12 protein-coding genes are annotated in these 10842 nt (G+C 54.7%); 2 read left to right on the forward strand and 10 right to left on the reverse strand.

Features of this window, described 5'->3' with window-relative positions; genetic code table 11:
• Positions 1-96: 96 nt before the first annotated feature.
• From I2G69_RS10320 to rpsU, 8 genes are all read right to left on the reverse strand, one after another.
• Positions 97-726: an ABC transporter ATP-binding protein gene (locus I2G69_RS10320; RefSeq protein WP_191441248.1), complete on the reverse strand. Its 630-nt coding sequence runs from the start codon at positions 724-726 to the stop codon at positions 97-99.
• A 9-nt stretch (positions 727-735) separates the two neighbouring features.
• Positions 736-1533: an ABC transporter permease gene (locus I2G69_RS10325; RefSeq protein ID WP_330610164.1), complete on the reverse strand. Its 798-nt coding sequence runs from the start codon at positions 1531-1533 to the stop codon at positions 736-738.
• Entirely contained in the window at positions 1508-2569 is a 1062-nt protein-coding gene (locus I2G69_RS10330) for an ABC transporter substrate-binding protein (RefSeq protein WP_195560739.1), read from the reverse strand. The genes I2G69_RS10325 and I2G69_RS10330 overlap by 26 nt, the downstream gene beginning before the upstream one ends.
• A 138-nt stretch (positions 2570-2707) precedes the next feature.
• On the reverse strand, positions 2708-3130 hold the full coding sequence (locus I2G69_RS10335) for a CD1247 N-terminal domain-containing protein (RefSeq protein WP_087229251.1): 423 nt from the start codon (positions 3128-3130) through the stop codon (positions 2708-2710).
• Positions 3131-3258: 128 nt separating this feature from the next.
• The gene (gene efp, locus I2G69_RS10340; protein ID WP_087229254.1) at positions 3259-3816 is read right to left on the reverse strand and encodes an elongation factor P; all 558 of its coding nucleotides are present in this window, start codon (positions 3814-3816) and stop codon (positions 3259-3261) included.
• Between the two features lie 88 nt (positions 3817-3904).
• On the reverse strand, positions 3905-4336 hold the full coding sequence (gene aroQ, locus I2G69_RS10345) for a type II 3-dehydroquinate dehydratase (RefSeq protein ID WP_087229258.1): 432 nt from the start codon (positions 4334-4336) through the stop codon (positions 3905-3907).
• Complete coding sequence (locus I2G69_RS10350; RefSeq protein ID WP_087229260.1) at positions 4333-4848, reverse strand: YqeG family HAD IIIA-type phosphatase; 516 nt, start codon at positions 4846-4848, stop codon at positions 4333-4335. The genes aroQ and I2G69_RS10350 overlap by 4 nt, the downstream gene beginning before the upstream one ends.
• Before the next feature lie 103 nt (positions 4849-4951).
• The gene (rpsU, locus tag I2G69_RS10355) at positions 4952-5128 is read right to left on the reverse strand and encodes a 30S ribosomal protein S21 (RefSeq protein ID WP_054324066.1); all 177 of its coding nucleotides are present in this window, start codon (positions 5126-5128) and stop codon (positions 4952-4954) included.
• A 332-nt stretch (positions 5129-5460) separates the two neighbouring features.
• Here rpsU and I2G69_RS10360 point away from each other — a divergent pair, with 332 nt between their 5' ends.
• Both I2G69_RS10360 and I2G69_RS10365 read left to right on the forward strand, forming a co-directional pair.
• Positions 5461-5799 carry a helix-turn-helix domain-containing protein gene (locus I2G69_RS10360; RefSeq protein ID WP_172749491.1) on the forward strand — a complete coding sequence of 113 codons (339 nt, stop codon included), beginning with the start codon at positions 5461-5463 and terminating at the stop codon, positions 5797-5799.
• Entirely contained in the window at positions 5796-6518 is a 723-nt protein-coding gene (locus tag I2G69_RS10365; protein ID WP_191362494.1) for an ImmA/IrrE family metallo-endopeptidase, read from the forward strand. The genes I2G69_RS10360 and I2G69_RS10365 overlap by 4 nt, the downstream gene beginning before the upstream one ends.
• 226 nt (positions 6519-6744) lie before the next feature.
• Here I2G69_RS10365 and I2G69_RS10370 read toward each other — a convergent pair whose 3' ends face one another.
• A complete protein-coding gene (locus I2G69_RS10370; RefSeq protein ID WP_195451215.1) occupies positions 6745-8238 on the reverse strand; it encodes a tetratricopeptide repeat protein in 1494 nt (497 codons plus the stop codon).
• 64 nt (positions 8239-8302) lie between these two features.
• On the reverse strand, positions 8303-10285 hold the full coding sequence (locus I2G69_RS10375; protein WP_191362496.1) for a hypothetical protein: 1983 nt from the start codon (positions 10283-10285) through the stop codon (positions 8303-8305).
• Positions 10286-10842 lie beyond the last annotated feature (557 nt).

Raw genomic sequence — 10842 nt, forward strand, 5'->3', positions numbered from 1 at the left:
CGGCCCATCTTCTCAAAAGGGTCTGTTTTCGATTATAGCATAGTTTTCCTATAAAAGGAACATCTTCTTCCAAATCTCAACAAAATGGAACCGGTCTCATGCGTCGTTCCGCCGGTCAGACGGAAATTCCCTTCGCACAATCCGCAGGGGCGGCCCCTCTAAATAGAGGATCTGGTCCGCCAGGAACTGCGCCTCCTCCCGGTCGTGCGTCACCAAAAGTTTGAGCGCCTCCCGGCTGTGCTCCTGCACCAACGCCTCCATGCGCAGGCGCGTCTTTGGGTCTAGCGCGCGGAAGGGCTCGTCCAAGAGGATCACATCGCCGCCGAACGCCAGCGCACGGGCAAGCGCAACGCGCTGCCGCATGCCGCCGCTCAACTCCGACGGGCGCTTGTCGCCGTCCTCCCCCAGGCCGACCGCCTCCAACCATTTTTGGGCCTGTTTTTCATCCGCATGGCGCAGGACCACTTCCACATTCTCGCGTGCATTGATCCAGGGCAACAGGCGGTCCTCCTGGAACATATACGCGACTCTGCGTCCCTCCATCCCCAAAATCGCGCCGGAATCCAGCTTTTCCAGCCCGGCAATGCAATTGAAAAGCGTGGTCTTGCCACAACCCGAAGGCCCAAACAGGCAGACGGTCCCCTTTTCCGGGAGCTCCAAGCAAAGCTGTTCCAGGACCGGGCGCCCCTCATAGGACTTACAGGCATCTTGAATGGTTAATTTCATGCATTTTCCTCACGAAAGGTTGTATTTTTTCCCAACGGTTTTCATCAGGCGCATCATCAGCTTTTCCAGGAGGACGCTGATGACGATCACCACGGCCGTCCACGCAAAGAGGTCGGCCGTCTCGATGTAAATCTTTGCATTGTAGATATTGCCGCCGATGGAGTGCTTTGTATTGGCAAGAACCTCCGCGGCAACGCCTGCTTTCCAGGCCAGTCCCATGCCGGTTGTGCAGGCGGCGGTGAAATACGGCATAATGGACGGCAGGTAGATGCGGCGGATGGTTTTTGCAATCCCAAATTGATAGACCTCCGCCATTTGCAGCAGGTTGCGGTCTGTTTTGGCGATCCCATTGGACACGTTCCCCCAGACGACGGGCAGCACCATCAAAAATGCGGTAAAGACCGGCACATAGGGGGATTCAATCCAGACCAACGCCAACAGAATGAAGGACGCCACCGGCGTCGCCTTTACAATGCTGATCATCGGGTGGAATACGTCGTACAAGAGGCGCGACACCGACGTCAATGCAGCCAAAAGGGTACCGGCCACCACCCCCAGCAGGAAGCCGGAAACAATGCGCAGCATGGATGAGAATGCCGTAATCCAAAACTCCGCTTCCCCTGCGAGCTCCAAGAGTCGTCCGAATGCGCGAACAGGAGATACAATCAGTATCTCCTGTTGAACGGCCAAATATAAAACCTGCCAGAGTGCCAGCCAAAACAGGGCCGCCAAGCACTTCCGTCCCCATTCTGCCGCCCGGCTCCTCTTCGGGGAATTGCTCTTATTTGGTATAGTAAAAATCTTCACCCGGCAATTCTCCTCCGACGGACTTGGGGTTGGCTGTATACAGGATATTTAAGAAGTCCGGCATTTTTTGCTTCATCTCGTCCCCATCCATATAGACGATGTTGCAGTTCGGGATGGCCTTTGCTGCCACAGCAGCGGGCATGATGTCGTATTTCTCCGAGAGCTCGGCCGCCTCTTCCACATGGCTATTGGTGAAATCAACAGACGCTTTATACTCTTCCAGGAAGGCGTCAAAAGCCTCCTTGTTCTGCTCCACAAAATCCTTACGGACCGCCAGGCATCCCATGGTCAAAACGCTCTTATCGCCAGCAACCTTGTCCCACTCGTCGGTGAGGTTGAGCGCGACCTTGACATTCGGGTCCTTGGTGGTCACTTGCGTCACGAACGGCTCGGGCAAAACGGCAATCTTGGCATCGCCCGAAAGGATGCTGGCCGCCAGCTCGCTGTGATCCGCCTTATATTCGATCGTGACGTCCGTACCAGGCTCCATCCCGTTTTCCGAGAGGATGTAATTCACCGCATATTCCGGCGTTGCGCCCTGCCCGGACGAATAAACCGTTTTCCCCCGGAGGTCTTCGATGCTGTTGACCTCCTCGCCGTTTGTCACCACATAGAGCACGCCCAGGGTATTGAGCGCCGCCAGCTGCACGTTTCCGGAGGTCTTGTTGTACAGGATCGCCGCCGTATTGGTCGGCAATGCTGCGACATCCGCCTCCCCGCTGGAGATCATGGAGACCGCGGCGTCCGGGGAAGAAGCGATGGTGACATTATACGTATTGGCGGTGCTGCCGTCCTCGCTGTCCTGCATCAGCTTGACCATGCCGAGTCCAGTCGGGCCCTTCTGGGCGGCGATGTTGATCGTAATCTTTTCAGCCGGCGTACTGGAAGGCTCTTCAGAGGCCTCCGAAGACGAAGCCTGTGCGCTCTCCGGCGCCTGGCTGGCGGCCTCCTCTGTCTGGGATGCGCAACCGGTCAAAGTTGTACCCAGCATACAAAGCGTCAACGCCATAGCGGCAATCCGTTTGATCCATTTCATGAAAAATTCCTCCTTTTGTCCCACAAAAGCATCTGCAATCCTGCGCGTTTGTGGAAAACTTTTCAAGAACCACAATCTATTTGAAAAAGCACCGTACCTGTTCAAACAAGTACGGTGCCCTTTTCCAACATGTAAGCTTTATTCGTTGCAGCTCTCGCAGCCACAATCGCATCCGTCATCGTCACACTCGTCGATGTCGAACTCCAGCGTCTCGCCACAATTCGGGCAATCCATCTGACCGTCCTCGATGATGTCCTCGGAGAGGCAGATCGTTTCATGGCAATTCGGGCACGTTACCTCATAATAACAGGTGTCCTCATCGTCCTCGTCATCCTCATCGTCTCCATAAAAATCATCTTCCAGCGAGCCCAAGTCTTCGTCAACCGCGTCGAGCTGGTCTGCCATATCGCTATAGCCATCCTCCAGATCCGCCAGGGACATCGCCAGATCGTCCAGTAAATCAATGATCGCGTTGAGAACTTTGACCTCTTTCTTGCTGTCGTCGAGCTCCAGGCCCTCTGCCAAACCGCGGATGTACGCAACTTTCTCAGTGTTCGTCATGACTTGTGCCTCCTTTAATTTCAATCAAATCAATTCTTCCCACCGCTCTCGCGGCCAAAAGCAAAAAGTGCATTCAAGGAAGCATCGAAACCGACACTTCCTTGAAAAGAATCCCAATGTATTGTGCGTTATGCGCGCTCCATATATTCACCCGTGCGGGTGTCGATGCGGATTTTCTCGCCCTCATTGATAAAGAGCGGGACTTTGATCTCCGCGCCAGTCTCCAGCGTTGCCGGCTTTGTCGCGTTGGTTGCGGTGTCGCCCTTGAAGCCCGGGTCAGTCTTGACAACTTCCAGCTCGACAAAGTTCGGCGGCTCTACGCCAAACACGTTGCCCTTATAGGAGAGAACCTTGCAGTCCATATTCTCCTTGACAAACTTGAAGTTATCGCCCAAAACGCTCTTGTTGATCGGAATCTGCTCAAAGGTCTCGGAATCCATGAAATAGTACAGGTCTCCGTCGCTATACAGATACTGCATGTCCTTGCGCTCTACAAAAGCGGTTGGATATTTATCGTTCGGGTTGAAGGTCTTTTCCGTGACGGCGCCTGTGATGACGTTGCGAATCTTGGTGCGGACGAAAGCAGCGCCTTTGCCGGGTTTCACGTGCTGAAACTCGATGATGGAAACTACGTTGCCATCCATCTCAAACGTCACGCCATTTCGAAAATCTCCTGCAGATATCATGACCATATCCTCCAATAACTAATTTACTATCTTTAAGTGTATAATATTTCCTGCTATTTTTCAAGACATATTTTTCGTCTTTCCCCGATTACATCAGGTTCTTAAGCGCATCCAGCGCCAAAAAATAGCTAAACTTCCCGAAGCCGCAAATCTGCCCCGCGCACACATCCGCGATCACCGATTTATGACGGAACTCCTCGCGTGCGTGGATATTGGACATATGCGTTTCCACAAACGGAATCCGTACACAGGCAATTGCGTCGTGCAGGGCATAACTGTAATGGGTCAGAGCGCCCGCGTTCAGCACCACGCCGTCATAGTTTCCCCGGCATGCGTGGATTTTATCAATGATGTCCCCCTCATGGTTGGACTGGAAGATCTCGCACGAATAGCCCAATTTTTGGGCGTGCTCCAAGATCTGTAGATTGATGCTTTCCGCTGTCTCATCCCCATAGACGCCCTTCTCCCGAACGCCTACCATATTGAGGTTTGGACCCAAAATCACCAGAACCCGTTTCATACGTCTCCCCCCTTTTTCTCCGACTGCCGTGCAATCCGCCGGCGAACCGGCCGCTCCAGCGTCCGGCGAACGCGAATGGAAAACCCTTTTTCCTCCCCGCGCGGTGTGAGCAATATGGATTTCATCCGGGAAAGGTTCGCTCCCACCACATCGGTAAAAACCTGGTCGCCGATCACAACCGCCTTTTCCCTGCGCGCCCCAAGTTTATGGATCGCCCGGAAATAGGCGATGGGGAGCGGCTTGATGGAAAAGGACAGAAACGGCAAATCATACTTTTCAGCGAACGGCGCCACACGCTTTGCAAAATTATTGGATAGAATCATCACACGAAAACCTCTGCTGCGCAGTTCATGCGTCCATTCGACCGTCCCTGGGAAAGGTTCCTGGGAGCCGTGATAAGCCAGAGTATTGTCCACATCCAAAAGGACGGTATCCACCCCCATCGAGGCCAGCAGCTCCGGCGTGACATCCAAAAGCGTTTCTACTGCAACTGTGGGCAAAAGCAAAGCCATCGGGCACCTCCGCTTGGGAAAGAAGCATCGGGCAGACACTTCCTTGGACGTTAAAAAAGCGGGCTTACAGCCCGCTTTTTGTGAAATTCATTCCAGTAAACGCTTATCTGTACTTACGCTTACGGGCCGCTTCGGACTTCTTCTTCCGCCTGACAGAAGGCTTTTCATAAGCTTCTCTCTTGCGAACTTCAGCAATGACACCCGCTCTTGCACACTGCTTCTTGAATCTTCTGAGCGCGCTTTCCAGGGACTCATTGTCCTTAATTCTGATTTCAGCCATTTATTTTCCCTCCCATCCGCCGAAAGGCAGGGGTTAATAGTAACTCAATTACATAAAAGTTATTATACATACACTTTTCGGCTCTGTCAAGTCTTTCCGAACAAACTCTCAAAAAACTCCACTCTGAACACGAATAGGTAGCCTTGCCTTTTACCAACGGTTCTTATTATTACATAAATTGGCAAAGAAAGCAAGACAAAACCGATAAAATTTAGAATAATCATTGCAAATCCGTAAAAGCTGTGCCATAATTAAGAAAACAAACGTACGTATTTGGGGCGCCATTTCACACAGAATGTGCAAGGGCGTTTTCTCAAAGGAGGGGCATGGGTATGGAATGGAAGGATCGTATAAAGAGCCGAAGGCTAGATTTAGGACTCACGCTGGAAAAGGTTGCGCAGGCGGTTGGTGTCAGCGCTGCAACCATCTCCCGCTGGGAGCGCGGGGAGATCTCCAGCCTGAATGCGGACAAGGTGGCTTGCTTGGCGAACGTCCTCCAGGTAACACCGGATTATTTGATGGGTTGGGAGATTCCTCCCCAGGAAGGGCAGCTCAACAACGTTTATTTCAATTTTGCCCGCGAAGCGCAGGAAAACAACATCGATCCGGACGACATCCGCATTGCCATCGATATGATCCGGAAACTAAAAAGGAAACATTCAAAAAAATGAACCGGCATTGTACAAAAGCGGAACTTTACCAATCTATCCGCATTTTACGCCATCAATGCAATATTTCTGAGAAAAACGGGCCTTTGGACCTCATCTCCTTGTGCGAAAATCTTCCAAACCTCGCCCTTGGGTTTCCTCCCTTCAAAACACCCGGGCTAAAGGGGATTTCCTGCCTCTCCACAGATGGCGGGCCGGATATTATCCTGCTCAACGGGAACCTTTCCTGGCGCGAGAACAATTTCACCTGCGGCCATGAGCTGATCCATGTCACGCTCCACCGCGACGGTCCGGCAAAGTCCTTTAACTGTTTTGAGCGCGCCCGTCCAAACCAAGATCGCTTCCTGGAATGGCAGGCGAACGAAGGGGCTGCCGAGCTTCTGCTCCCCGCGCGCTTCCTTTTGCCCCGCATCAAAGAGCGATTCTCGCAATTGCAAACCTGGCAAGACTTTGTGCATTTCAAAGGGGAATTGGCGGAAACCTTTCGCATTACAGAAGCCGTTGTGACCTTCCGTTTCGAAAGCTTGAAATATGAAATTTCTCAATATCTCTCCGGAATCCCATTAGAAGAAATCCGCCTGCTCTCTTCTTCTAAGCAGCAGGAGGCCGGTATTCACATAAAATCCCTGAACGATTTGGAGGCGGAATGCCTCTCCCAGGAGACGGCACGCCAGCGCCGCATTCATCAGCGAACCCTGAACCTGGGTGCCATTGATTTATAAAACAAATTTTTCCTACACCTAGATCGCTAAATACATGGTTGCAGCATCTTCCTGTAATAAAGCAACAACAAGGCGCTCTTCATCTTGTTAATGCCGATAAGGAAGTATGAAAAACTGACTAACTTAACGACTGACAAACAGAGATGCTAATAAGACTCCCCGGCCGGAGGACCCTCCCTCCGGCCGGGGACTTTATGCCGCCGCGATGACGCGGTGTTTCCAAGGATTACCCGTTTTTCATCTTCAGCGTCGTGAGCTCGCTGTCGGCTTCCCGCCGCTCATCCTCGCCGGCGTCCTGGCACAGGGAGAGGGCCTTCAGGCTGCGCATCAGCAGTTCAGGATCGTCCAGTGCTCTCGCGGCCTTGACACGCAGGCGCATCAGGTCGGCGCTGCTGTGCTGGTCCAGCTGGCTCAGCAGCATGTAGGCGCTCCAGGCGTCCTCCATGTCCAAGAGTTCCTGGCAGTGCTCCAGCACCCGCTGGGAGAGCCGCTCACGTATGTCCGTGAAACGCTGCTCGCCAAGGATCTCTGTGCAGGTGTTGCAGTAGCGGAAGTACCGGCCTATCTCCCTCTCCCAGCCGGGCTTCCCGCCGGACTGCTCCAGGTCCTTCATGTAACGGTCCAGCATATCAGCGCAGGCCAGTGGGGAGCCATGCTCCGCGGCCTGGCGTATGGCGTTGACATCGTTTGCCTCCAGAGCCTTTTTGTACATATCGTCCTGCTCCAGAGCCCGTTCCCGGGCCTTCATGTTCTCGTAGGCCTCTATGTCCTTCTCCACCTGCCAGAAACCCAAGTCCCGCAACTCCTGGAGTATGGCGATGGCCTCCTCCGGGCGATCCGCCATCATGTTCCGTGCCTCTTGGCGGCGGGCCTTCACCCAGTCGCTGCGCTTTATGAGACAGTATCCCACGCCTCCATCCAAGGCGGGCTTATATTCCTCCCGGGCCAGCTGTTGGACCTTGTCGTAGGCGCTGCATGGGTTGCAGGGGATGCCTGCCAGGCCGTCGCACTCCAGCATGGCCAGCACATAGCGGCAGTTCTTGTTCTTCCCCTTGCTTTGGGATAGTCCCAGCTCTGCGTAGTGGCGGGCCTTCTCGTAGTCCTGCGGGCAGGGATCCTCACCCTTGTAGTAGTCAAAGGCCAGGTTACCGCTGGGCGTGTGATTCCCCAGCTCCGAACCCATCTTCAAAAGCTCCAGGGCTTTGGCATTGTCCTTCTCCACACCCAGGCCGTCCTTGTACATCAGCCCCAGGTTATTGAAAGCGAGTACCTCCTTATTCTCCACGGCCTTCTCATACCAGTAGATGGCCTTGGCGTAGTCCTGTTCCACGCCCTGGCCGTTTTTGTAATAGAGGCCGGTGCAGAACTGGCAGAAGGAGTCGCCCTCCTCGGCCCCTTTGAGATAGCGGGGGAATGCCTTATCGTAAAGCCCCTGCAAGGCGTAGGCGTAGCCAATGCGCCGGCATTCGAGCAGCGCACCCATGGACTCGGCCTGCTCCATGAGTTGGGTTGCCTCCCGGACCTTCTCCTTGTCAGTGGAGCAGTGGTCAAGATAGTAGGAGGCCAGATGGCACATAGCGTGCCTTTCCCCCAGCTCTATGGCCTTTTGGGTATACTCCAGCTCCAGCCTTGTGTTGCGGCCTTTCTCATCCAAAGCCATTTTGTAGTACTTCCAGCCTTCGTCCTCTTTCGTGGGTTTCTTTCTTCTGAAAAGTCCCATAGTTTACCTCCATAATACAGCCGGTGTCGAGACGGCTTTAATCTAATCATTATGAGTGCGCCCCTTAGTCATCCTTGAAGCCGTGGGAGGAGTCAAACGCATCCTCCAATTTCCTTCGCTGGCTGTCCTCAAGCTCACTGCGTATTAAGCGTTCCCGAGTGTACTGCTCTGTGGAGACCTCCCCTAAGATGTGCGCCTCCTCGCGGGTGACGCCGGAGCCGCCGGTGCCGTAGGAGTGGGCACGCTCGGCCCAGTCCAGCTTGCTTCTGTACTCGTCCATACCTTGGGCCACAGCCTCTCTGCGGGCCTCCACCATGGCCATGCGCTGGTAGGCCTGGCGCTGGGCCTCGTTTGCCCGGGCGGCCTGCTCTATGGACTCGAAATGGAGCCGCAGCGCCTCCACGGCGCCGGTGAGGCCCATCTCCTCGGCCTTCCGTGCCACGGCCAGGCTGTCCTCCGAGGCTATGCCGAACACATCGTTGTAGCAGGGGGCCAAGTAACAGCCCAAGCCGCCGCCCCGGCGGAAGAGTTCCTTCTGGCAGCGGTTCCGGGCGGTGCCCCAGAACCGGCGTTGGAGCTTTTCGGAATCGTATAAGAAATGCAGCCACACCAAGTGGAAGGCGGCCTCCGTGTCACCCATGTCTGACAGTAACCCGGTGTACTCCATCTGCAGGTCCATTATCGTCTCGCACTCCCAGTCCACGGCCTTGTATATCCCGGTGGTATCGCCCCGATACTTCTGCCGCAGGTCGATGAGCATCTCGGAGATGTGGCGTATTCCCTCGACATCTCCCTGCCGGGCCAGTTGGAACACGCAGGCCATATCGTCGCTCTTCCATATGGGGTGCCGCCAACTGCCGGCCATGGGCCAGCCGAACTTGGCGGGGTCGTATTTGATGCTGTCCCAACCATTTGTGGCGCCGGGCCAGAAGGATCCCATGGAGTGCAGCCTGTACATGGCCTCTCCGTGGCCCAACTCCGCAGCCTGGCGGTATAGCCGCACTATCTCCGGGAACCTGCGGGCCTGGTGTTCCAGGGAGCGGCCCCGGCGGAAAAGAGTCTCCGCCTCCCGGCCATAATCCGGTCGGGACCAGGGTTCCAGAGGTGCCCGGCAGGCCATGCCCTCAAAGTGGCTGAACTTCTCCTCATCGGAGCCCTCCAGCGTGATCCCCCTGTTCTCCCGGGAAAAGCTGTACATCTCCTCCCGCACCAGTATCCAGTCGCAAAAGCAGCTTATCTCCTCCAAGACCTCGTCCATGGTGGGGCCCTCGTCCCGGAGGGCGCATGCCTCCAGCTCCGATATCCGTGAGAGCAATTGGTCCCGGCGGCGGCGCATCTGGTCCCACTCCTCTGTTAGAGCTACCTTGGTAGCCTGCACCACGCTCTCGTCCAGGCGCCGTGCCTCATCCAGTTTTCCAAGGCTCTCCGGCAGCGGAGGCAAGGGCCGGGAACCCGCCAGGGTGACGTTTACGAACTCATCCCAGAATTTAAGCTGGTGTGGCGTGTCGCCGTTCTGCGCCCGTTGTTTTTCCCGGGCCAAGAAGACGGCAGCGGCTGGGCCGTACCCCGAGAAGGCCGCCTCGATAAATGCCTTTTCAAACTCGCCGCCCCTTGTGCCCAGGGAGTACCTGTTCGTGCCGTAGACCCGCCAGCCTATGTCCGCCGCAACGAAACTGCCATTTCCCGCGGCCTTCAGCAGGAAGTCCTGCATCTCCTGGCGGCTGTCGCCCACCTTGCCTATGCCCAAGCGCTCCATCTCATCCACCCAAGCGGAAATGTCCCTCCGGAACTCCTCTGGTTCCTGCTGGGCGATGAGACGCCGCACAAGGCCGAGATCCGCCTTGGGGCCCGTATCCGTGAGCAGGAAGCAGATATAATTTTCTATGTCCGCATTCCTGACGGCTGTATTGTCGCTTTTCCGAGCTGCCTCAATGGCCTTCGCATAAAAGTCCCGGCGGTCCTTGGGTTTACCGGCCACCCGGCCGTTCTGGAAAAACTGCGACCCGGCGTAAAGCTGGTCGGTGATTTTCTTCTTGAAAAGTCCCATTCCCTCCGCGCTCCTCCCATAGCTTGATGGCCCTATTCTATCATAGCCCCACTGAAATTTCCACATAAGTCAGAAAATAATGAGAGACAATTTTACACCCCAGTGACGCCGCCGTGATGGGAGGAGGCGTTATCAAAAGATATGTCCCGCATGGGACAGGACTACCTGAAAGTCGGTTACTATACTGAAAGCTTCTTTGCGGAACGTGATATATCGTCGGCAATCCCATAGCGTTCAAAGATGAATTCATCCCCGACATTATAGCAAAGGACATGCACCCGCATGGGGATCTGCACAGTATTGTGCTTGTAATTCAGGGTACAACTTTTTATCAATGACGGTCAATTTGACTTTATGTTGCATTTGATAACCTCCTTTAACTTTTAATCGGTTTCATCTGATCCCACGTGAAAAATTGGGGCAAGGCTCTGGCTAAGACAAACGGAGTGTTTTTGCTATCCACGAATCACAACCACTAGTAAACTAGTGGTTTGCTCAGACCCCAGAGGGGTCAGTACTTGCTGACCCCTGGAAAGGGTACTGAAAAATATCATCGC

It is taken from the genome of Anaeromassilibacillus sp. D41t1_190614_C2 (assembly GCF_015558525.1).
GTDB classification, from domain to species: Bacteria; Bacillota; Clostridia; order Oscillospirales; family Acutalibacteraceae; genus Anaeromassilibacillus; species Anaeromassilibacillus stercoravium.

Bases quoted from the DNA above. Each gene is read 5' to 3' on its own strand.
- I2G69_RS10360 (WP_172749491.1), top strand. From the start codon at position 5,461: ATGGAATGGAAGGATCGTATAAAGAGCCGAAGGCTAGATTTAGGACTC.
- I2G69_RS10370 (WP_195451215.1), bottom strand. From the start codon at position 8,238: ATGGGACTTTTCAGAAGAAAGAAACCCACGAAAGAGGACGAAGGCTGG.
- I2G69_RS10330 (WP_195560739.1), bottom strand. From the start codon at position 2,569: ATGAAATGGATCAAACGGATTGCCGCTATGGCGTTGACGCTTTGTATG.
- I2G69_RS10365 (WP_191362494.1), top strand. From the start codon at position 5,796: ATGAACCGGCATTGTACAAAAGCGGAACTTTACCAATCTATCCGCATT.
- I2G69_RS10350 (WP_087229260.1), bottom strand. From the start codon at position 4,848: ATGGCTTTGCTTTTGCCCACAGTTGCAGTAGAAACGCTTTTGGATGTC.
- I2G69_RS10320 (WP_191441248.1), bottom strand. From the start codon at position 726: ATGAAATTAACCATTCAAGATGCCTGTAAGTCCTATGAGGGGCGCCCG.
- efp (WP_087229254.1), bottom strand. From the start codon at position 3,816: ATGATATCTGCAGGAGATTTTCGAAATGGCGTGACGTTTGAGATGGAT.
- rpsU (WP_054324066.1), bottom strand. From the start codon at position 5,128: ATGGCTGAAATCAGAATTAAGGACAATGAGTCCCTGGAAAGCGCGCTC.
- I2G69_RS10335 (WP_087229251.1), bottom strand. From the start codon at position 3,130: ATGACGAACACTGAGAAAGTTGCGTACATCCGCGGTTTGGCAGAGGGC.
- aroQ (WP_087229258.1), bottom strand. From the start codon at position 4,336: ATGAAACGGGTTCTGGTGATTTTGGGTCCAAACCTCAATATGGTAGGC.
- I2G69_RS10375 (WP_191362496.1), bottom strand. From the start codon at position 10,285: ATGGGACTTTTCAAGAAGAAAATCACCGACCAGCTTTACGCCGGGTCG.